Below are 22,542 nucleotides of genomic sequence, written 5' to 3'. Positions count from 1 at the left end.
GTTACTCCGCATGGATGACCTGAACCGGAATGGATTTCAAATCCCACTTCCAGTTTGCGGTGGTGGTTTTTACTGGCAGCATTTCGATGCAGTCCGTCGGGCACGGCGCGACGCACAGGTCACAGCCGGTACATAAATCAGTAATCACGGTGTGTACGGCGCGGGTGGCACCCACGATGGCATCCACCGGACAGGCCTGAATACACTTGGTGCAGCCGATGCAGTTGCTCTCGTCAATGTAGGCCACTTTACGCACCGGGACAGCAGCCGCAGCGTCTTCACCCATCGGCTGCGGCTCAACGTTAAGCAAGGTCGCCAGCTTGAGCATGACGGCTTCGCCGCCCGGCACACATTTATTGATGTTGTCGCCATTGGCGACCGCTTCGGCGTAAGGCTTGCAGCCGGGATAGCCGCATTGCGCACACTGGCTTTGCGGCAGGATATCGTCAATCTGATCGACAACCGGGTTGCCTTCCACGGCAAAACGGCGCGAGGCGTAACCCAGCAGCAGGCCAAAAACCAGCGCCAGAGCGGTCAGCGCGCCAATCGCTACCCATAATTCAAACATTAGAATTTCACCAGACCTGTGAAGCCCATAAAGGCTAATGACATCAGGCCAGCCGTGACCAGCGCAATCGAAGAACCTTTGAACGGTGCGGGGACGTCAGCCACCACCAGACGTTCACGGATAGCGGCAAACAGCACCATCACCAGCGAGAAGCCCAGTGACGCGGCGAAACCGTACAGCGCAGATTGCATAAAGTTGAATTGCTGGTTGATGTTCAGCAGCGCCACGCCGAGCACGGCGCAGTTGGTGGTGATAAGTGGCAGGAAGATGCCCAGCAGGCGGTACAGAGACGGGCTGGTTTTGCGCACCACCATTTCGGTGAACTGCACAACAACCGCGATCACCAGAATAAAGGCCATAGTGCGCAGATAGACCAGCCCCAGCGGCATCAGAACGAAAGTGTTGACGATCCACGAGCAGATATTCGACAGGGTGATCACAAATGTGGTGGCGAGACCCATACCGATAGCGGATTCCAGTTTTTTGGAAACGCCCATAAACGGGCACAGGCCAAGAAACTTAACCAGTACGAAGTTATTTACCAGCACAGTGCCGACAAAAAGTAATAAATAAGAGGTCATGACAATTGCCCGGACATAATAAACATTAAAAACCTCAGGGTTATTCCGTGAAGGTTTCTTTTACCCGCAGTGAGCGCTTGAAATAAGGCACAAAGACGGCGGCGGCCAATAAAGGTAACAATAAGTTACGCACGGCCAAATCATCGGTAACCGGTGAGAATGCAAAGGCTTTTACCGCCAGAAGTACTGTGCACAATAACCAGATAATATACATTTTGGGTAACAATCTGGCGCGCTTACAGAATTGCCACAATACCGCGATAGTAAATAACCCCATCGCTAACGTGGTCACCACCGAGAAATACCATTGCAGGGTAAATGCCTGGGAGTTGGTGATGAGATATTCGCGCGATTCCGGCATAAATAACGCCATTGAAAACAGAAACAGCATTAATACCACGCTCAGCAGCGTCACAATCAGATACGCCATCGGGGCCAGTAGCCACCCGCCAATACGTTTATAACCCGGATTATTCAACATAAAAGCTTTTCTCACGCTGGTTTTGCTATCAAATCAGCACAGGGAAACTTCCCCGACCTTCAAGGCGCAGTAGCTTAACCTGTGAGAGGCATTCTCGTTATCGTATTTATGTGATCAATGATCCCCTTCGCTCAGGAAGGGGATTTAAATAGAAAGGCTTTAATGCACCGGCACCAGAATTTCGGTGGCGACAATTACCACAATCAGGCCAACCAGCACGGGAACGGACGTGCGTTTGACGACTTCGAAAGGCGATATTTTTGCCATACCGGCCACGGCCACTATGACGCCCGAAACAGGGGAAATAGTGCGACCCAGGTTGGATGCCTGCAACATCGGGATGACCAGATATTCCGGGTTGATGCCCATTTTCGCGGCCAGTTTCGGGATAAGTTCGACGAAGGCGTAAAACGAAGCATTACCGGAGCCGGTGGTCATGGCGGCGAGCACGGTGATGACTACCAGCACCAGCATCATGACGATGCTGCCGGAGCCAAAGTTTTGCGCCAGTCCTATCAGGCTGCTGATGAACCCGACGGTGCTCAGCCCCTGAGCAAACACACCCGCCGCGACCAGCAGCATCACCACGTTGGCGAATGCATCCGCCATGCCGCGATAAGCCACGTCCAGTCCGGCGAATACCGCTTTGCCGTTACGGTTACGCACGGTTTCAATCAGGGCGGTCAGCAACATACAAATCACCAGAATGGTGATGATATGCAGATTGGGTCCCCATTTACCGTCAAAAATCAGCACACCGATAATCGGCGTGAAAGGCAAAATAGCGTAGAAAGCCGGGGCATTGGTTTCAATGACATCGTCAGCATTGGAATCGACAGCATCTGCCAGCACGGAGGTATCGCGTTTATCCAGATAGCGTTGCCAGAAGAAGTGCGCGACCGCCATCGCCGCGATGGCAGCAATCGAAATCGGCAGGGTGACTTTAAAGGCAAAATCCACCAGCGGCATATTCGCCGCCTGCGCCGCCAGCACCACATCACCTGAGGTAGGGGAAAGAATGATCGCCGCAGGAGACGCACAAATCGCCGCCGCCGCGCCACGGCTGATGCCGACGTTGACCATAATCGGGAACAACGTTGCCATCAGTAACACGCCCAGACCGGTCGCCGAAGACACGGCCAGGGACATCAGACACGCCAGAATATACGCCGCAACCATCAGAATGTACGGTGAATTGATCATCTGTAACGGGCGCGACGCCAGTTTGACGACCACATCGTTGGCACCAATATGGGTCATATAGGCTGCGAAACCGCACAGCATCATGATCATCATCCCCAGATCGCCACCGCGGCTCATCAGCAGAATTTTGACGTACTCAACGATATCTGTCGCATTCCAGCCGGTACTTTTGGTGCCTTCCGGCAGGATGCTGTGACCCATGATGGCGCTGATAATCAGCAATAATAAGCCGCCGACCATCAGAACGCCGGTGGGTGAATAGCCTTTAATGATATAGCGGCCGACAAAGACGGCGACTACCAGCCCGATCAGTAATTCCAGCATTATTGTATTCCCCGAGATTAAATTTGGATCCAAGTGAAAGGCGGGCACTTTGCCGAAATAGTTCACCGGGCGTTATGACGCTTATCAATTATGGGTGATGAAAAAGCGGGGAATATTTAAATTTGTGATGCTTAACGGGCATCAGGAGGGGTGTTTAAAACAAACTTCAAGTTCAAGTTCAAGTTCAAAACCGTGGGCGTCGGCCCACACCGACTTGGGGGGCGGCCTGTCGCCGCCACCCCCCAAGACCCCCCGGGCTCTTTCACTGCGCGCTCCGCTCGCTGGCTATGTTTCATCAGCCGTAGTGATAGCCGCAAAACCCCGCCGCTGCGCGGTTCCCTTCGTTCGGGTTACAACCCGCGCAAAAAGACGCGCGGTTTTCCACCTCTCCTCCGGCGGAATTTTGGAACCGGCCTTAGGCTTATACTTCACAACCTCACACATTGTGATTTTGTCTTTTAAAAAAGTCAGGGGCGATTCAGAAAGCTTGCTGAACGGAGCGGCCTGGAGACCAAAGGCTCCAGGACCGAGTGAAGGCACCGCAAAGCGGCAAGATTTCCAGCCTGTCGCCGTGCTACCTGAAACATAGCCAGCGAGCGGAGCGCGCAGTAAAAGAGCCGGAGATTCTTAAGAGGCGCGGCGATAGGCGCCTCTTAAGGCCAGTTTGGGTGGCAACCCAAGGTGTTGACCTGGACCTAGACCTAGACCTTGAGGCCAGTTCGGATGGCAAACCCAAAATCAAAGCTTCGGGATTTCCCGATAAAACCCGACTCCGATGAGGCGTCCAAACAGGAAAGGTATAAATTTCCGCCCGCGCAGCCACGCTTCCAGCCGTGAAGGGGCACGCTTCCTTTGTTTCTGTCCTGCTTTACTGATCATAATCTGTAATGCCTGCGTCGCCCACGTCGGGAACGCGCGGCGGCGCTGGATACGTTTTAAGTGTCGCAGCGTCAGGCGTCCGGCCTTCAGCGGTTCAGTGATGATATTCGCTGTCGCCACCGCATCCTGAATCGCCAGATTCACGCCGACGCCGCCAATCGGTGACATTGCATGTGCCGCGTCGCCGATGCACAACAGACCCGGTTTAGCCCATTCTTTGAGACGGTCGATGCGGATCACCAGCAAGCGTACGTTTTCCCAGCTGAGAATATCGTCGGCTAAGCGCTGGCGCTCAAACGGCGACACTTCCGCCAGCAGGTCGAGAAAAGGCGCGATGCCCTGTGCTTTGAGCGCATTCAGGCTGTCTTTCGGGATTGAATACCCACACTGCCAGTAATCACCCCGGTCGATCATGATGAAGTTTTTCTTTGGCCCGCGATGCCCCATCGACCACTGAGGATCATCCGGGCGTTTGGGGATTTTCAGCCATAACACGTCACGTGGCGCGCCATAACGGCGGATTTCCATCCCGGCCTGTTCGCGCACGATGGAATTACGCCCGTCGCAGCCGACGACCAGATCCGCATCAAAATGCTGCGTTTCGCCATTCACTTCAGCAAGAACGCCGGATACCTGGCATTTATCCTCCAGCAATGACAGGACCTGCGCGTTATGAATCAGCCGGAAATTGGGCAGTTGCGCAGCCTTGCTGGCGATGAAGTTGAGAAAATCCCACTGCGGCATAAAAGCGATAAATTTGCACTGCGTCGGCAGATGACTGAAATCCGCCAGCGTGGTTTCCTGGCCGTTGATCTCGCCATAAAGCTTTTCAGCGCGCTGATGCGGCAGGGCGAGGAACTCGTCGAGAAAACCCAGTTGCCAGATGATGTCCAGTGTAGACGGATGAATGGTATCGCCGCGAAAATCGCGTAAAAAATCGCTGTGCTTTTCCAGCACAGTGACGTCAATTCCCTTTCGCGCCAGAAGGTATCCCAGCATTAATCCTGCGGGGCCACCGCCGACGATGCAGCAGGACGCTGCTGCGGAGGATTCAGTGTTCGGTGTCATTCCAACCTGCCTGAGGGGATGAATTTACATGATAACAATTATCATTTGCACGGGTGGGCGTCAATTCATCCCGTGCTACATCACAGAACATTTCCTGCACAGCGTCGTAACAAAACTCCATGTTTTTGCACCACCGCGATCGTGTTGCTGCTTTCCCGTTTGGGATGAAATTTACTCATTGTGTCTGTAAATCATTCGCTTAACGGTTGTTTTTAAAACTGGCAGACAAATTGCAAAGTGGTCCACAGGTTGAGTTGTTGGGCCAATTATGGCCAATGTTTGCACAAGCCAAAGTGCGGAGAAGCCAATGAACGGCGACATAAATTTATTGCATCCGATTGCGCCACAACAAAGCGACACGCTGGTGCTCGATGCACTGACCCGCTATGTGGCGCAGTCCGGCACCCGTATCGGCGAGAAATTGCCGCCTGAGCGCGTGCTGGCCGAAGGGCTGGCGGTGAGCCGTAACACCGTACGCGAGGCGCTGAAACGCTGGGAAGCGCTGGGGATTATCGTGCGCAAAAAAGGCAGCGGCACGTTTTTGCAGTCTGAAATTACCGCCAACGACAGCTTTCTGTCCCTGCGCTTTAAGAATGACTCAGCCACCATGCTTCATGCACTGGAAGTGCGCCGGATCATTGAATGCGAGGCTTCCGCGCTGGCGGCGGTACGTGCGACGGAAAGCGATTTGCTGTTTATCGAACAGAAGCTGGATGTGATGGAAAAAGTCCATCTGAGCGTCGGTTCCGCCGGGGCAGAAGACTGGCAGTTTCACGCGGCAATCTACAGCGCGGCGCACAATCCGCTGCTGCTGCAAATGGTCGGCGGCATTTATGACCTGCTGCATGCCTTTTTTGAATCGCCGCCTGAGCAGGCGCTGTTCAGCGACTCTTTTCCGCTGCATCGCATGTTATTTGAAGCCATTGCGCGCCGTGAACCGGAAAACGCGCGCAGGCTAAGCAACGACATTCTGAACATAACTGAACGTGACATGAAGGAAGTGATCAATGCAGCAAGATGATAAGAGCCAGCCTGTTGAATTAGGGGAAAACACCCGTTTAGTGCACGACGCCCGCCACGATCGCGGAGCGATTTCGCCGCCAATATATCAGTCTTCGTTATTCAGTTTCACTGATTATGACAGCATGATTGCCCGTTTTCGCGGCGACAGCGACCATGCTTTGTATTCCCGCGTTGATAACCCGACCGTCGTCGAATTGCAGAAAAAAGTGGCGCAACTCGAAGGCGGCGAAGCCTGTCTGGCGTTCGGCAGCGGCATGGCGGCGATCAGTAACGCCATTCTCAGCGTGGCCGGTCCCGGCGATAAAGTGGTGTGCGTGAATCACGTCTACCCGGACACTTACCGCTTTCTGCGCGGTTTCTGCACCCGTTTTCAGATTGAATCACAGTTTGTCGATGGCGGTTCACTGCCCGCGCTGGAAGAGGCGATGCAGGGCGCGAAACTGCTGTATCTCGAAAGCCCGAACAGTTGGGTGATGGGCGAACAAAATCTGCGGGCCATCGCGGAACTGGCGAAAAAATACGGCGTAATAACGATGATCGACAATAGCTGGGCGTCGCCGATTTTCCAGAAGCCACTGGCTGCGGGCATCGATCTGGTCATTCATTCCGCGTCGAAATACATCAGCGGGCACAGCGACGTGGTCGCCGGGCTGGTGATTTCCAGCCAAGAACGCATCAGCGCCATCAGTCGTTATATCAGCCCGTTTTTAGGAGGCAAACTTTCTGCCAATGAAGCCTGGCTGCTGCTGCGCGGCCTGCGCACGCTGCCGCTGCGTATGCGCCAGCATCACGAAAGTGCGCTGGAACTGGCGCGCCGGTTGCAGGGCTATTCGCGCATCACGCAGGTGAATCATCCGGGACTTGACCCGTTGCCGACTTCCACGCTGACCGGCTACAGCGGTCTGTTCTCCTTTGAGCTGAGCGAAGGCATCGATATTCCGACGTTCTGTAACGCGCTGAACCTGTTCCGTATGGGGGTCAGCTGGGGCGGTTTCGAAAGTCTGGTGATGCCAGCCATTTCTGTGCTGAATCAGGCGGGCGAATTCAACTCGGCAATAGATTTCGGTGTGTCGCCCCGCGTGATCCGCATTTCTATCGGGCTGGAAGAGACCGAAGATTTATGGCGTGACCTGAAAAACGCCATCGAAAGCGCCTGTTCCTGAGGCCTTTGTTGAAAGACCGTTCCTGTGTTCCGACTTTTTTCACCGTGGAGAATCAAGATTATGCGACACCCGAAACGTCATGTGCTCAGCCTGCTGGCGATCAGCGTCAGCCTGTTTTCCTGCGCCACTTTTGCCGCCACCAAACTGACGCTGGTGGAAGTGATCACCAGCCCGGCGCGTACTGAAATGCTGCAAAAAATGTTAACCGCTTACAAAACGCAGCACCCTGATGTCGAGATCGACGTGGTGTCGCTGCCCTGGGGACAGGCGTTTGAAAAGCTTGGCACCATGATCCAGAGCGGACAATACCCGGATGTGGTGGAAATGCCGGACACCTGGCAAGGGCTGTATGCCAGTAACGGCATGCTGGCTGATCTCGAACCGCGGCTGAAAGGCTGGTCGGGCACGCCGGATCTGACTGACAAAACGCTGACCATGGCGCGTTCCTCCGGCGGCACCGCCACCATGATCCCGTACGGTTTTTATCTGCGGGCCATGTTCTGGAACAAAAAACTCTTCCAGCAGGCGGGTCTGACCGACGCGCCGAAAACCATGGATGAGTTTATGGCGGATGCGAAGAAAATCAGCGCGCTGGGTAACGGCATCAGCGGTTATTGCATGCGCGGCGGCGTCGGCGGCACGAATGCCTGGATGATGTTTATGGCGGCGATGAACGGCTCGCCGGACTTCTTCGACAAAGAGGGCAACAGCACGCTGACTAAACCTGGTGCGATTAAAGGTGCGCAATTCCTGGTGGATATGTACCAGAAGGGTTATGCGCCAAAAGACAGCGTCAACTGGGGCTTTAACGAAATCGTCTCCGGATTCTATTCCGGTAAATGCGCAATGCTCGATCAGGATCCGGACGCGCTGATCGCCATCAAAAACAGCATGAATCCTGACGATTTCTCGGTCGCGCCAATGCCGCTCGGGCCGAACGGTAAAGCCTATCCGACCATCGGTTATACCGGCTGGTCGATGTTCAAACAGGGCAAAAATCAGGATCAAAGCTGGGATCTGATTTCCTTCCTCAGTAACAAAGAAAACAACCTCACCTGGTCGAAATTTGTCGGCACCTTACCGATTTATAAGGGCGCAGAGCAGGATGCGTATTACCACGCGCCGCAGTTTGCAGGCTGGTTTGCCGAGCTGAACAGCCCGGATTACATCCCGCTGACTATGCCAACGCACCTCAAAGGCTGGGGCTATTTCAACTCGGTGATTGTGAAAGACAGTTCGCAGGAAACGCTGCTCGGCCAGAACGACACCGAAAGCATGGTGAAAGACTGGGCGAAATACCTGACCAAAGAACAGAAAGCCTGGCTGGCTGCGCAAAAGTAAACCGGATAACTCCGGCGCGAATCTGCTGCCGGAGTTCGATATTCTTCTCAACGGAGACGCGTCATGATGTTGGAAGTTTCACCGCCAGACACCGCTGCCGTGCCGCGCTTCCCGCGTTTGCGGGCGCTGCTGGAACCCTGGGTTTATCTCAGCCCGACGCTGGTGCTGATCGGCCTGTTTATCTTTGTTCCGATGGCCATCGGCATTTCCTATGCTTTTCAGAACATCCAGTTGCTTAACCCTTTCGATACCGGCTGGGTCGGGCTGGATAACTTCCGTACCATGTTTGATGACCGGCATTTCTATGCTGCGCTGCGACATACCTTCAACTGGACACTGACTTCACTGGTGTTGCAGTTCGCGCTGGGGCTGGGGTTAGCCTTATTGCTCAACCGTGAGTTTCCCGGCCGCCGCTGGGTGCAGGCGCTGGTGTTTCTGCCGTGGGCGGTTCCGGCGTTTCTCTCCGGCCTGACCTGGGCGTGGTTGCTCAATCCGGTGATTGGCGTACTGCCTTACTGGCTGGCTGATCTGCATATCATTTCCGAGCCGTACAATATTTTGTCTGATCCGCAACTGGCGCTGTACGGCCCGGTGGTGGCCAACGTCTGGTTCGGCATTCCGTTTTTCGCCATAACGTTGCTGGCGGCGTTGCAGTCGATTCCGAAAGATTTGTACGAAGCGGCGGCCATGGACGGGGCGACCGGCTGGCAGCAGTTTCGCAAAGTGACACTGCCGTTTCTGGCACCGATGATTGCCATCACGGTGATGCTGCGCACCATCTGGATTGCGAATTTCGCCGACCTGATTGTGGTGATGACCGACGGCGGCCCGGCGAATTCCACCTCGATTCTGTCGAGTTTCATCTTCACCACTGCGTACCGCAAACTCGACTTTGGTTATGCGTCGGCGATGGCAGTGTTCCTGCTGGTGCTGATGACGCTTTACGCGCTGGTTTTACTGCGCATCCGCCATCAGTTGCTGAAATAAGGAGGCTCATATGAACGCATTGTCATTCAACGCGTGGCTGCGCAAGGGCGGACACCGGCTGGGGATTTTGTTTTACCTGGTGTTCGCGCTGTTCCCGATTTACTGGCTGATCAAAATCTCAATCACACCGGATAAACTGCTCTACAGCGAAGGCGTGCGGATGTGGCCGGGTGAGATGACGCTGACACATTTTCAGCGGGTGTTTACGGAAAGCCAGTTTCCACTGTATTTCTTCAACAGTCTGATTGTGTCATTCGGCACGGCATTTCTGACCACGATCATTGCTGCCGGTGCCGGCTTTGCGTTTTCCCGTTTCAGTTTTCGCGGCAAAACGGTGATGGCCGCGCTGCTGCTGTTTACGCAGATGTTCCCGCTGGTGATGATCCTCGCGCCAATTTACAAAGTAATGGCACCACTCGGCCTGACCAACAGCCTGCTGGGGCTGGTGCTGATTTACACCGCCTTTAACGTCCCTTTTGCCACGTTCCTGATGCAGTCGTTTTTCGACAGCATTCCGAAGGATCTGGAAGAGTCCGCGATGCTGGAAGGGTGCAGCCGCTTTATGGCGCTGCGCAAAGTCATCATCCCGCTGACGTTACCGGGCATGGCGGCAACGTTAGGTTTCGTGTTTACCGCCGCGTGGAGCGAATTGTTGTTCTCGCTGATGCTCATCAACAAAAACGAGGTGATGACGTTCCCGGTTGGCTTACTCAGTTTTGTGTCGAAATTCGCGGTTTCATGGGGCGACATGATGGCGGCGGCCGTGCTGGCGCTCATTCCTGCCTGTCTGTTCTTTGCGTTCATTCAGCGTTACCTGGTTCAGGGGCTGACTGCGGGTGCGGTTAAAGGATAATTTTATGGCTCAGATTACGATTTCCGATCTTCAAAAACGTTACGAAAATGTCGAAGTGTTGCGACATATCAACCTGACCATTAAAGACGGTGAGTTTGTGGTGCTGGTCGGGCCGTCCGGTTGCGGTAAATCGACCCTGCTGCGCACCATCGCCGGGCTGGAACTGGCGACGGCGGGGGACATTCATATTGGTTCACGTCTGATGAATCAGGTAGCGCCGAAAGACCGTGACATTTCAATGGTATTCCAGAGTTATGCGTTGTATCCGCACATGACCGTGGCGCGCAACATGGGCTTCAGCCTCGAAGTGCAAAAACGCCCGAAAGCGGAGATTGAGGCTGCGGTAAATAAAGCTGCCGATATCCTCGGGCTGACTGCGCTGCTGCATCGCCGCCCGAAAGAGCTTTCCGGCGGGCAGCGTCAGCGGGTGGCAATGGGCAGGGCGATCGTGCGCGAACCGCAGGTGTTTTTGTTCGATGAACCGCTTTCCAACCTGGATGCGCAGTTACGCGGGCAGATGAGGATTGAAATCAAAAGCCTGCATCAGAGAATGAAAAACACCATTGTTTATGTGACGCACGATCAGGTCGAAGCCATGACGCTCGCCGACCGTATCGTGGTGCTTAATCATGGCCTGATCCAGCAGGTCGGCACGCCGCTGGAACTGTACGACACACCGGCCAATAAATTCGTTGCCAGCTTTATCGGGTCGCCTTCAATGAATTTCATCAACGGCACACTGGAACTGGGTGATTCTGCACCGCAGTTACGGATTACGCCGGAATTAACGTTGCCGGTGGATCCTTCAATCATGAATCTGCAAAGTGGTTCAGAGGTGATTTATGGCGTCCGCCCTGAAGCCATTGTGCTGTGCGAAGAGGGTGCGCCGGGCGCCGTGCCGCTTGACATCACGCTGATTGAACCGACCGGTCTGAGCGAACTGATCCACGGTAAATTTGGCCGTGAAAGCCTGAGTGTTTACAGCATGGTGAGATCGGGGGCCGCGCCGGGGGATCGCGTGTGGGTACAGATTGATACTGCACGAATGCAGTTGTTTGAGGGGGACAGCCAGCGGCGGATGGGGAAATTAGGGGAGTAGATTTTGGGTTTGCTCCTCCCCCTGCGAAGGGTGAGGAGCAAACCAGTTAAACCGCTTTCGCCTCAGATAAGCTCATCAGCTTAAAGCCGACACCGACACCGGCAATCAGCATCAAACTGATAAACCCGGTAATCCCGTACCAGCCAAATGAGTGCCAGAAGAATCCGCCTGATGTCCCGGCGACGCTCGACCCTGCGTAATAACTGAAAAGGTATAACGAGGAAGCCTGTCCTTTTGCGCGGCGTGCACGACGCCCGATCCAGCCGCTGGCGACGGAGTGGGCGGCGAAGAACCCGCCGGTAACCAGGATCATACCGATGAAAATCAGCCAGACCGGCGAGAAGGCGGTGATCAAAATCCCCAGCAGCATGAGCGCTGTTGCGCCGATCAGCACCGGACCGCGGCCATAAACACCGGTCAGCGCACCGGCTTTCGGCGAGCTGTAGGTGCCCATCAGATAGACCACAGAGATAATACCGACAATCGCCTGGCTCAGATTGTAGGGCGATGAAAGCAGACGGTAACCGATGTAGTTAAACATGGTCACGAAACTCCCCATCAGCAGGAAACCTTCGGCGAAAAGTAGCGGCAAGCCGCTGTCGCGCCAGTGCAGCTTGAAGTTAATCAGCAGTTTGCGTGGTTTCAGCGAGCTTGCCCGGAAATGTTTTGACGGCGGCAGAATGCGCCAGAACATAATTGCCGCCGCGAGAGCGAAGAAACCAACGACGGCAACGGCGATACGCCAGGAGAAGAAATCCGTCAGCACGCCGCTGACTAAACGTCCGCTCATGCCGCCGATAGAATTTCCGCTGATGTATAGGCCCATCGAGAAAGCGACCACGCTCGGGTGGATTTCCTCACTGAGATAAGTCATGGCGACTGCCGCCACGCCGCTCAGCGACAGGCCGATCAGCGCACGCATGATGAGAATGCCATCCCAGCTTTGCATAAAGGAACAGACCAGCGTGCAGCCCGCAGCGAGAAATAACGCCACCACCATCACTGATTTACGCCCGACGGCATCAGAAACTGGCCCGGTGAACAGCAGGCCTATCGCCATTAAACCGGTGGACAACGACAACGACAGGCTGCTGGTGGCCGGTGAAACGCCGAAATCATGCGACAACACCGGCAGGATTGGCTGAACGCAATACAGCAGGGCAAACGTCGCCAGACCCGCTGAAAACAGCGCAAGGGTGACGCGGATAAATTGCGGCGTACCACGTTTGATAAAAGGGGTTTTAAGTCCGGAGCGGGCGACGGGGGTTTCAGGATTTAACTCGTCGTCGTTAACTGAATCACTGGCTGGTGCAGCGGAAATCCGCCGGGAGGTTTTCACTGGAAGTCCTTAATACGGGGGCTGTAAAACTTAATTTTAAAATGTATAAGAATTTTAACGCTGCGAGGTTTATTGTCTAATATATTAATCAGTCAAAAACGATATGTTTAAAGTATCAATCGGGTGAATTAATCCACATCATGAACCACATCGAACTGCGTCATCTACGTTATTTCATCGCTGTTGCCGAGGAACTGCATTTTGGCCGGGCAGCGGAACGTCTGCACATTTCCCAGCCGCCGCTGAGCCAGCAAATTCAGGCGCTGGAAACCCATCTCGGCGCCGCGCTGTTTTACCGCAACAACCGCAGCGTGCGGCTGACGCAGGCGGGACAGGCGTTTCTGCCGGAAGCCCGGCAGATTTTGCAGCGTGTCGGTGAGGCGTCCGCTCAGGCGGCACGCATTCATCGCGGCGAGTCTGGCAATCTGACCCTCGGGCTGACCTCTTCGGCACCGTTTTTACGTCGTGTTTCCCGCACCTTGCACCGTTTTCGTCTGACCTATCCGGATGTCAATATTCGCATTGAGCAGCTCAACAGCAAACAGCAGATCGAACCGTTACTGGAGGGAAAACTGGATCTGGGCATTATGCGTAATGGCGAGTTACCGGAGGAGCTGGAACACCATCTTGTGCTGTCCGAGCCGCTGATTGCTGTGGTGCACAAAGACCATCCGCTGAATGCGCTTAAAGAGGGTGAACTGACTTTTCAGCACCTTGCCGATCAGCCTTTTGTGTTTTTCTCCAAAGATGTCGGCACGTCGCTTTACGACGATATACTCGGCCAGCTCAAAGTGCAGGGGATCACGCCGTATATCACTCAGGAAGTCGGCGAACCGCTGACCATTATCGGCCTGGTCGCGGCCGGTCTCGGGGTGTCAATTCTGCCCGCTTCTTATCTGCGTATTCAGGTTGAAGGGGTGAGGTATTTGCGATTTGGCACGCTGCAGGGCACGACAGAGCTTTGGCTGGTGAATCACGCACGGCGTCCTGCGACTGCCGCAGCCCGGGCATTTATGGATTTGTTGTTACACGAAGAATAAGGAGGCGAAGTCAGAAGATGCTGTATTTCCAGTCAATTCTGAGCGTGTTTTCGCGCAATTTGTGCACCAAATCACATAACGAATCAAATAGTTGACGACATATAACAAAAACTCCAACATAGCCCTAATCTTTATTTTGAAGCGCGAAAATAACAGGAGTTCCTTGAGTGATCCCCGACGGGCAACCAGGACATATAGATCAGATAAAACAAACCAATGTCGGTGCTGTGTACCGCCTGATAGATCAGTTTGGTCCTATTTCGCGCATTGAATTGTCAAAAAAAGCACAACTGGCTCCTGCCAGTATCACCAAGATAGTTCGTGAGTTAATCCAGGCGCATCTGGTGCTGGAAACTGAATTTCAGGATCCCGGTAGCCGCGGGCGTCCGGCCATTGGTTTAGCGCTCGATACGCAGGCCTGGCATTACCTTTCAGCTCGTATCAGTCTCGGTTCCATTACCCTGGGTCTGCGTGATCTCAGCAGTAAACTGGTGGTAGAAGAAGTCCTCCCGCTGCCGGAACAGGCGTCGCAACCTCTGCTTAAACGTATTATTTCGGAAATCGATCAGTTTTTTATCCGTCATCAGCGCAAACTCGAACGTCTCACCGCCATCGCCATTACCTTACCGGGCATGATCGACGCACGGCGTGGCATTGTGCACCGCATGCCGTTTTATCATGACGTGTTTGATATGCCGCTGGGCGACACGCTGTCTGAGCACACCGGTTTGCCGGTGTATGTGCAGCACGATATCGGTGCCTGGACGCTGGCCGAGTTGCTATACGGTGCCTCCCGGGGTTGTAAAAATGTGGTACAGGTGGTGATTGATCACAACGTCGGAGCAGGGGTGATCACGGGCGGGCGCGTGTTGCACGCGGGCAGCAGCAGTGTGGCGGAAATCGGCCATACGCAGGTCGATCCTTACGGCAAGCGCTGTTATTGCGGCAATCACGGTTGCCTTGAAACTGTCGCCAGCACTGACAGCATTCTTGATCTGGTTCGTCAGCGGTTAACGGTACCGGTTCCGGCCAGCTTACTGCATGGTGTGTCGCTGACTATCGAGGCCGTGTGTGATGCAGCAAACCGTGGCGATCAGCTAGCGCGTGATGTGATCATCAGCGTCGGACAAAGCGTTGGACGCATTCTGGCGATCATGGTCAATCTGTTTAATCCGGAGAAAGTGCTGATCGGCTCACCGCTGAATTTATCTCAGGATATTCTCCATCCCGCGATAATGTCCTGTATTCAGCAGCAATCGCTTCCCGCCTATAGCGAAAATATCAAACTTGAATCGACACAATTCTATAATCAGGGAACGATGCCCGGCGCGGCGTTAGTGAAAGATGCGTTATATAGCGGATCCCTGTTAATTAAATTACTGCAAGGCTAATATCCTGCAAAATTGAAGTTACTTCTGCATTGGCTGCATTTGTTCGCCCGAATCCTTGATCTTCGTCAGCGCATCGGGACTTTCTTCCTTGCCGCCCTGTCGTAATTTCCATTAATTGGGATATATCATTAACCTGTGTTCGTAAATAAAAAAATATAAGCCCTCCGCATTAACTGCATGGACAGTCAACAAAACATTGCGCTAACGCAAACCGCTCTCATCCCGCATCGCCTAGACTTTCTGTCGTGACTTTGTCTCTGGCGGTGTGTTCTTACCGGAGACTATCTTTCAATAAGACGGAGAGATCCCGGAGCCTGAATTCCATGTTAACGCACTTTTTCGTCACGGGTACGGATGCCCGTGTAGGTAAAACCATTGTCACACGTGCCTTGCTTCAGGCTTTAGCCGCGCAGGATCGCTGCGTTTTAGGCTATAAACCTATTGCAACAGGCAGTCAGGAGCTGGCCGACGGGGTTCGAAATAAAGATGCGGTAACGCTCCAGCAGTCATCTTCAATTTCTTATCCTTTTAATAAAATAACTCCGCTTGCATTAGCTGATGAAGATATTTATGCCAGCCAGGTCCCTGAAAATGTTTTTGAAATAATGACTAACGGTCTTAATTTCATGCGTAAGGAGGCTGACTCCGTTGTAGTGGAAGGGTGCGACGGCTGGAGAACATTGATCACACCGCATCTTTTATATTCGGACTGGGTCCGCCAGCAAAATATGCCGGTAGTATTAGTGGTAGGTATTCAGGAAGGTTGTGTCAGCCATGCGTTATTAACCGCGCAGGCGATTATTGCGGATGGTTTACCACTGCTTGGTTGGGTGGCGAACCGCATTAATCCCTGTCTGGCTCACTACCAGGAAACGATTGATGCGCTCAGCGTCAATATTTCCGCACCGCTGCTCGGTGAAATTCCGTATTTACCTCGTGCGGAAAGCCGCGATATGGCGAAGTTTATCGACCTGTCCAGCTTTAACCTGGAAATGGTGATTAAAGTATGAGGCTGACGGTTTTTTAAAATTTATCATGGATGGAATTAAGTGCCTGAAAAACAGCAATATTCAAAATTGAACAGCATGTTGCTTAAACGCAAAATGATGAAAGTGATCGACCCTAAATGTGTCGATCAGGAGCCCGCTAATCCGTTATATGTTTATGAAGTTATCCGTCAGGCGGCGGGAAATTATAAACTTGTTAATATAATGGATCCTCAACGCACCCTTGTACCAAATGGAGGTGGCTGGGTGTTTGCTATCATGGATGATGCTCCGGGGGCTGTTATTTGCGGCAAGGCAGATTATCAAAATGTCCATGGACATACTTCTCTTACGGGTATCTGTGAACATAAAAAAGGGGGAGTGATAATAGAAAGGGAACGCGGAGTTTATTTCGCTGGTGAGCTCGTATTTAGTGCCGGGCGACTGACGCGCTGGACTAATGGTAGTGGACATTTTGCTCCCTCCCGCTCATTGGCTTTTTCCAACTTATTAGCCCCCGTACGCCTCACTTTACCCATCCATTTATTCAGGCCAGAGGACGCATAATCGCTTTCTCAATAAATCATCTTTTTTTAGTCAACACTTATAACTGATGTTGTCATAATTAAACTGTCCTTAACAGGCGCTGTGTGCAAACCCGGCGCCTCTTTTTTGTCTATAATTTGGTATCTGCCTGCGTGCACTCATCAAAACAATGCTAAAGAAAACAAAGAACATGGCCGTCAATCATCCTGAAGTAAAGTCTGCTGTTAAATCTTCTCACCGACCTCTAATCCTTGCCGCCTGCATGTTGTCGATGTTTATGGCCGCCGTAGAAGTGACCATTGTCGCGACGGCGATGCCGACCATTATTGGCGATCTGGGTGGGTTCTCGCTGCTCGGCTGGGTGTTTGCCGTCTATCTGCTGACGCAGGCGATCAGCGTACCCATCTACGGGCGGCTGGCGGATTTGTATGGTTGCCGGAAAATGTTTTTCATCGGCACCACGCTGTTTCTGATCGGCTCTGTCCTGTGCGGATTCGCCCCTTCGCTTGGCTGGATGATCGGCTTTCGTGCCTTACAGGGACTGGGTGCGGGGGCAATCACGCCGATAGCCACCACGCTGATTGCCAATGTGTACGGCCCGCAGGAAAGGGCAAAAGCGCAGGGATATTTGTCCAGCGTATGGGGCGTTTCGGCGATTGTCGGCCCGCTGATGGGAGCGTTTATTGTTTCCCATTTTCCGTGGGCGGTGGTGTTTTGGGTGAACGTGCCTGTCGGCCTGGTGGCGATGGTCATTCTGGTGAAATACCTGCCGCCGGACGGACAGCGTAAACCACATAAGCTGGATCTGGCCGGTACCGGTTTTCTGACCCTTTCTGTCGCGGCCTTACTCCTGGCGCTGTTGCAGGCTGAAGTGCTGGGTTACTGGACGTTGGTACTGATGGCATTAGCCGTTGGCAGCGCATGGCTGCTTATCCGGCAGGAGCGTAAAACGCCGGAGCCTTTGTTCCCGCTGGCGCTGTGGCAAAGCAAAGTGATTATTGCCGGAAATGTTGGCGGGTTGATCATTGGCGCCACCATGATGGGTATCAGCGCATTTTTGCCAACCTATGTGCAGGGCGTACTCGGCGGAACGCCGTTACAGGCGGGCACCACGCTGGCGCTGATGTCGATTGGCTGGCCGCTGGCGAGCATGTTCAGCAGCCGTCTGATGCAAGCGACTTCATACCGTGCAACGGCGGTCATTGGCGGATTATTGCTGGTCGGCGGAAGTCTGGCGCTGTTGCTGCTTTCGCCATCGTCCGGTTTATGGATGGCGCGTCTGGCGGCATTTTCGATTGGCGCGGGCATGGGGTTGTGTAATACCACCTTTATTGTCTCGGTGCAAAACAGCGTTGAACCGGCTATCCGCGGCATCGCGACGGCCTCAACACTCTTTACCCGTATGCTGGGTTCCGCCATTGGCACCGCGGTGCTTGGCGCAACGTTGAATCTGAATCTGCAATATCGTCTGCCGCAGGTAAACGATCCGGTACAGCAACTGATGGAAAAAGCCACCCGCAGCGCAATGGATAGCCAGCAACTGGGTGCTCTGACCGACAGCGTGGCGGCGTCGTTGCACTGGGTATTTGTGGTGTCTGCAGTGATTTCGCTACTGGCAGTCGCCGCCGGTTTGCTGATCCCCTCCGGTGACCGCCCGCACGCTGAACCGCAGCGGGAAAGCTAAGCCGGGGGCCGTTGTTGCAGCCTGACCGCAATCAACATCAGCGTCAGGCTCAGCAGCACTGCAACCGACGCCATCGCCATCCCGTCGCCCACCGAACCCTGTTCAAACTGACGCCAGACATACACCGATACGGTCTGTACGCCCGCCGGTGAAAGCAGCAGGGACGTCACCAGTTCCCGTGACGCCACGGCAAAAACCATCATCATTGATGCCAGCAGGCTCGGAAATACCAGCGGCAGCAGGATCAGACGCAATGTCTGCGCCGCCGTGGCACCGTGCACCCGTGCGGCGGCGTCCAGATTGCCGCCAATCTGCTTCAACGCGGCGCTGACATAACGCACCGGATAAGGCAGCAACAGGCAGCAGTAAGCCAGCAGCAGAATTCCCCAGGTGTTGTAAGGCGTCACCGGCCAGAAACTGCGGTTCCAGGCCAGAATCAGACCGACACCCACCACAATCCCCGGCAATGCCGCCGGTAACAGCGATAAACCGTCGATAACCGCCGCACCGCGAATTTTTCGTACCACTACCAGCCACGAGGCAAGAAAGCCGGTCGCCCCGGCGATCAGCGCGGTACCCAGCGCCAGACTGAGGCTGGTCGACAGCGCACTCAGCGCGTCGCCGTGCGCGGCAAACAGATTACTGAAGTGGCGGAAGGTCAGATTCTGCCACGACAGCCCGCCGGACAACGTGCGGGAAAACGCCGTGGCCAGCGTGGAGACAATCGGCAGTGCGACGGCAATCACTGCCACCGCTGTAAACAACATCAGCACCGGAATTGTCCAGACTCCCGGCGTTTTTTGTGTCACGTCCGCCGGTTTGCCGGTCACGCTTTCCACATTCTTGCCCGCCAGCACTGCACGCTGAACGCTGTACGCACAAAGCGCAATCGCAACCAGCATCAGCGACAGCACTGCCGCGCCGGGCAGGTCGATCGGCCAGTCGGCAAGGCGCTGTTCGATGCCGGTGGTGAGCATCAGAATGCCGCTGCGTGAACCCAGCGCGCCGGGCACGCCGTATTCTTCAATCGACAGCGTAAACGCCAGTAACAAACTGGAGGCCATTGCCGGTAATGCCATGGGTAAAGTGATGCGCAAAAATGCCCGCCACGGACCCGCACCATGAATACGCGCAACATCTGCCAGACGACTGCCGCTGGCGGCCATGCTGCGCGATACCGCGAAATACACGACCGGAAACACATTCAGCGTCATCACCATCACCATGCCCGGCAGCGAAAACAAAAAATCATTCATATGCAGCCACGGCAGCAGTTGCTGGACATAACCGTGGGTCTGTAACGCCAGCATCCACGACAGCGCGGCAATATACGGCGGTAAAAGGAAGGGCACCAGAAACAGGATGTCCCACAGCGCGGCGGCGGGTAGCGCGAACAGGCCGCGCAAGGCACCTAATGGGATGCCAACCAGGCCACTGCATATCGCCACGCCCAGACCGACTTTTAATGTTGTCGCGAACAGTTCACGTAACTGAGGTTCTTCGAAAACACGGGAAAATGCACTGAACGGTGCCGAATAACTGCCGGCATCCAGATGCGGAAAGACCGCCTGTAAAATCACAAAACTGACTGGCACCGCGACCAGCAGTAACAGCGCAATGCCCGTCATGCCCGGCAGGAAAGCATTTCTATTCATTGATTAAATCTCAAAAGCGGGCTGCTTTTTCAAACAGCCCGGGAAGGGATTATTGCTGTCCGAACAGTTTCGCGAAGCGGTCGAGAACGTCTTTACGTGATGCGGAAGCCTGTGACGCTTCCGGTAATAATTTCAGCGATTTAAACAGCGGGCGTTTGGCGTCGATATCCGTACGGGCTGGCATCAGCCAGGCATCGGCGACCAGTTTCTGGCCTTCAGGCGACAGCGCGTAATCGATAAAGGCTTTGGCTTCTTTGGGCTGCTGGCTGGATTTGAGGATCATCATCGGGCGCGGGGCGATAACCGTTCCGCTGCTCGGGAAAATCACTTTGACCGATTCACCGTCCTGCATACTGGCGTAAGACACATAATCGACCGCGCCAAATACCGCAGCTTTCGCGCCCTGTAAGACCGGCGTCAGCGCCTGTGCGTTGGGTCCGGCGATAATCATGCCGTTGGCTTTCAGATCCTCAAACAGTTTCCAGGCCTGTTGCGCGTGGGCATTTTGTAGACCGATCAGCAAATCCAGAGACGCCCCGGAGAGAGACGGATCCGGCGTGGTCACTTTGTCTTTGAATTCCGGTTTGGCTAAATCGCCCCAGTCTTTAGGCTCGGTCGTCCCACTTTTTGTGTTCCAGACGATGCCCAGTGCGGAAATACCCTGAGCGACGTAATACGGGGTTTTAAACTGCGCGGGGACCTGTGCCGCATTTGGGCTTTGGTATTCAAGCAACCAGCCACGTTGTTCGAGATCGGTTGCGGTATCCCAGGATGCTGAGATAAGTATATCGGCCCGCGGGTTGGCCTGTTCGGCTTCCAGGCGAGCCATCACTTTGCCGGTTGTTGCCTGGAACACATCGACTTTTACACCGGTTTGTTTTTCATAGCCTGCCGCCAGTTTTTTTGCCAGCGAGCCCGGCCCGGCGGTATAGAGCGTCAGTGCCTGTGCGTTGCCTGCCGCCATTGCGAGAGAAAGAGTCATTGCTGTCATTACGCCTGTTTTGGTACGGGAAAACGTTTTGGAGGTTTTGTTGTGTGTGCGGGTCATCATTTTCATTCCATCAAAGGTTAAGCAACAAAAGGTGAAACAACGGAAGGGTCAATCTGGTCAATGCTGGCGATCGCGCCTTTGTCCATGCGCGCAATGCGGTGAGCGAGTGCGTGAGCCTCGTGCTGATCGTGGGTGACATACACCGCCGTGGTGCCGAGCTGGCGCAACAATGTTGCCATTTCCTCGCACAGGCTTTCCCGCAGGTCGCGGTCAAGATTCGACAGCGGTTCGTCGAACAGCAAAATGCGTGGCTCAGCCACAATGGCGCGGGCGAGGGCCACACGCTGTTGCTGACCGCCGGAAAGTTCGGCAGGGCGGCGGGAGACAAAATCCGCCAGTCCGACGCGCTCCAGCGCCGCCATCACTTTCTCCTGCTGTATCGCACCGCGGATGCCGCGCATCTGCAACGGAAACGCGACGTTCTGGCGCACGGTCATGTGCGGCCACAGGGCATAATCCTGAAAGGCCATCCCGAGATTACGTTTTTCCGGTGGCAGACTGATTTTCCCGCTGGCGACAGTGACACCATCGAAGCTGATTTGTCCTGACGCAGGATGGAGTAATCCTGCCAGCATTTTCAGCAGCGTACTTTTTCCGCAGCCGGAAGGGCCAAGCAGGGCGAGGATCGTGCCTTCCGGCACGGATAAACTGACGTGATTGAGTACCGGGTTGCTCCCAAAGAAATGGGACACCTGATGGACAGAGATCGCGGGGGGAGAAGACATGCGCGCAGGCGCATTCCCGCTGGCTGTAGCTGGAATGATCATGGTTGGTACTATCCTCTTTGGGACTTATTAGTGCAGGTGAGGGTAAAGGGGGAATGTGACGGACGGATGACAAAACCTTGGGTTGCCACCCAAACTGGCCTTAAGGTTAAGGTCAAGGTCAAGGTCGTGGGCGTCGGCCCACACCGACCAGAGACCCGGTAACGCGCGGGCCTCTGGACTCCGCGCTTTTTTCACTGCGCGCTATCGCAGGTACGACGGACATGTTCCGGTACATTGGAGAGTGGCGCAAAATGTCATCGCTGCGCGATTCCCGAATTTCAGGCTTCGAGCCTAAGGTCTCGAACCATTCATTCGGTGCCATTTTTGATCACGCCAATCCACTTTTCTAAAAGATCACAACATTCTGTCTTTGAATTTAAGATGGTGCGGGCGTTCAGAAAGCTTGCTGAATGAGAGGTTGCAGACCTGAGGCTGCAATCCCGAAATGAAGGTACCGCGTAGCGGCAAGATTTCCAGCCTGTCACCGCGGCAACTGAAACATAGCCAGCGAGC

20 protein-coding genes are annotated in these 22,542 nt (G+C 54.3%); 11 read left to right on the top strand and 9 right to left on the bottom strand.

Features of this window, described 5'->3' with window-relative positions; genetic code table 11:
• Window position 1: 1 nt before the first annotated feature.
• From rsxB to AACU55_RS16325, 5 genes are all read right to left on the bottom strand, one after another.
• Window positions 2-568 carry an electron transport complex subunit RsxB gene (gene rsxB, locus AACU55_RS16345; protein ID WP_013575430.1) on the bottom strand — a complete coding sequence of 189 codons (567 nt, stop codon included), beginning with the start codon at window positions 566-568 and terminating at the stop codon, window positions 2-4.
• Window positions 568-1,149, bottom strand: a complete 582-nt coding sequence (gene rsxA / locus AACU55_RS16340) for an electron transport complex subunit RsxA (RefSeq protein WP_013575431.1) — start codon at window positions 1,147-1,149, stop codon at window positions 568-570. The genes rsxB and rsxA overlap by 1 nt, the downstream gene beginning before the upstream one ends.
• 40 nt (window positions 1,150-1,189) lie before the next feature.
• Window positions 1,190-1,630, bottom strand: coding sequence for a DUF2569 domain-containing protein (locus tag AACU55_RS16335; RefSeq protein WP_134705769.1), 441 nt, complete (start codon window positions 1,628-1,630; stop codon window positions 1,190-1,192).
• A gap of 159 nt (window positions 1,631-1,789) precedes the next feature.
• Entirely contained in the window at window positions 1,790-3,157 is a 1,368-nt protein-coding gene (gene dcuC, locus AACU55_RS16330; RefSeq protein WP_013575433.1) for an anaerobic C4-dicarboxylate transporter DcuC, read from the bottom strand.
• A 738-nt stretch (window positions 3,158-3,895) separates the two neighbouring features.
• The gene (locus tag AACU55_RS16325; protein ID WP_037035772.1) at window positions 3,896-5,104 is read right to left on the bottom strand and encodes an FAD-dependent oxidoreductase; all 1,209 of its coding nucleotides are present in this window, start codon (window positions 5,102-5,104) and stop codon (window positions 3,896-3,898) included.
• Window positions 5,105-5,411: 307 nt separating this feature from the next.
• On the opposite strand from AACU55_RS16325, the gene AACU55_RS16320 reads away from it, so the two are divergent.
• From AACU55_RS16320 to AACU55_RS16295, 6 genes are all read left to right on the top strand, one after another.
• Window positions 5,412-6,125: a FadR/GntR family transcriptional regulator gene (locus AACU55_RS16320; RefSeq protein ID WP_013575435.1), complete on the top strand. Its 714-nt coding sequence runs from the start codon at window positions 5,412-5,414 to the stop codon at window positions 6,123-6,125.
• Window positions 6,112-7,290, top strand: coding sequence for an aminotransferase class I/II-fold pyridoxal phosphate-dependent enzyme (locus AACU55_RS16315; protein WP_013575436.1), 1,179 nt, complete (start codon window positions 6,112-6,114; stop codon window positions 7,288-7,290). Before AACU55_RS16320 ends, AACU55_RS16315 begins: the two co-directional genes overlap by 14 nt.
• A gap of 60 nt (window positions 7,291-7,350) precedes the next feature.
• The gene (locus AACU55_RS16310) at window positions 7,351-8,631 is read left to right on the top strand and encodes an ABC transporter substrate-binding protein (RefSeq protein ID WP_134705768.1); all 1,281 of its coding nucleotides are present in this window, start codon (window positions 7,351-7,353) and stop codon (window positions 8,629-8,631) included.
• 63 nt (window positions 8,632-8,694) lie between these two features.
• The gene (locus tag AACU55_RS16305) at window positions 8,695-9,618 is read left to right on the top strand and encodes a carbohydrate ABC transporter permease (RefSeq protein ID WP_013575438.1); all 924 of its coding nucleotides are present in this window, start codon (window positions 8,695-8,697) and stop codon (window positions 9,616-9,618) included.
• 10 nt (window positions 9,619-9,628) lie between these two features.
• Window positions 9,629-10,471, top strand: a complete 843-nt coding sequence (locus AACU55_RS16300; RefSeq protein WP_013575439.1) for a carbohydrate ABC transporter permease — start codon at window positions 9,629-9,631, stop codon at window positions 10,469-10,471.
• Between the two features lie 4 nt (window positions 10,472-10,475).
• Window positions 10,476-11,570, top strand: a complete 1,095-nt coding sequence (locus tag AACU55_RS16295) for an ABC transporter ATP-binding protein (protein ID WP_013575440.1) — start codon at window positions 10,476-10,478, stop codon at window positions 11,568-11,570.
• 46 nt (window positions 11,571-11,616) lie between these two features.
• Here the strand turns inward: AACU55_RS16295 and AACU55_RS16290 are convergent, their stop codons facing one another.
• Window positions 11,617-12,909, bottom strand: coding sequence for an MFS transporter (locus AACU55_RS16290; RefSeq protein WP_112152224.1), 1,293 nt, complete (start codon window positions 12,907-12,909; stop codon window positions 11,617-11,619).
• 140 nt (window positions 12,910-13,049) lie between these two features.
• Here AACU55_RS16290 and AACU55_RS16285 point away from each other — a divergent pair, with 140 nt between their 5' ends.
• From AACU55_RS16285 to AACU55_RS16265, 5 genes are all read left to right on the top strand, one after another.
• Window positions 13,050-13,949, top strand: coding sequence for a LysR family transcriptional regulator (locus tag AACU55_RS16285; protein ID WP_037035766.1), 900 nt, complete (start codon window positions 13,050-13,052; stop codon window positions 13,947-13,949).
• A gap of 167 nt (window positions 13,950-14,116) precedes the next feature.
• Entirely contained in the window at window positions 14,117-15,340 is a 1,224-nt protein-coding gene (gene mlc / locus AACU55_RS16280) for a sugar metabolism global transcriptional regulator Mlc (protein ID WP_013575443.1), read from the top strand.
• Between the two features lie 323 nt (window positions 15,341-15,663).
• Window positions 15,664-16,350 carry a dethiobiotin synthase gene (bioD, locus tag AACU55_RS16275; RefSeq protein ID WP_013575444.1) on the top strand — a complete coding sequence of 229 codons (687 nt, stop codon included), beginning with the start codon at window positions 15,664-15,666 and terminating at the stop codon, window positions 16,348-16,350.
• Between the two features lie 39 nt (window positions 16,351-16,389).
• Complete coding sequence (locus AACU55_RS16270) at window positions 16,390-16,893, top strand: hypothetical protein (protein ID WP_041673134.1); 504 nt, start codon at window positions 16,390-16,392, stop codon at window positions 16,891-16,893.
• 169 nt (window positions 16,894-17,062) lie between these two features.
• The gene (locus AACU55_RS16265) at window positions 17,063-18,556 is read left to right on the top strand and encodes an MDR family MFS transporter (RefSeq protein ID WP_134705767.1); all 1,494 of its coding nucleotides are present in this window, start codon (window positions 17,063-17,065) and stop codon (window positions 18,554-18,556) included.
• On the opposite strand, the gene AACU55_RS16260 is transcribed toward AACU55_RS16265, so the two are convergent.
• From AACU55_RS16260 to AACU55_RS16250, 3 genes are all read right to left on the bottom strand, one after another.
• Window positions 18,553-20,211 carry an ABC transporter permease gene (locus AACU55_RS16260; protein WP_134705766.1) on the bottom strand — a complete coding sequence of 553 codons (1,659 nt, stop codon included), beginning with the start codon at window positions 20,209-20,211 and terminating at the stop codon, window positions 18,553-18,555. The genes AACU55_RS16265 and AACU55_RS16260 overlap by 4 nt on opposite strands.
• A gap of 49 nt (window positions 20,212-20,260) precedes the next feature.
• Window positions 20,261-21,202: an ABC transporter substrate-binding protein gene (locus tag AACU55_RS16255; protein ID WP_173362096.1), complete on the bottom strand. Its 942-nt coding sequence runs from the start codon at window positions 21,200-21,202 to the stop codon at window positions 20,261-20,263.
• Between the two features lie 77 nt (window positions 21,203-21,279).
• A complete protein-coding gene (locus AACU55_RS16250) occupies window positions 21,280-22,029 on the bottom strand; it encodes an ABC transporter ATP-binding protein (RefSeq protein WP_134705765.1) in 750 nt (249 codons plus the stop codon).
• Window positions 22,030-22,542 lie beyond the last annotated feature (513 nt).

It is taken from the genome of Rahnella sp. CJA17(1/100) (genome assembly GCF_963881615.1).
Classification (GTDB): domain Bacteria; phylum Pseudomonadota; class Gammaproteobacteria; order Enterobacterales; family Enterobacteriaceae; genus Rahnella; species Rahnella aceris.
This window is presented reverse-complemented; position numbering and strand designations above follow the sequence as displayed.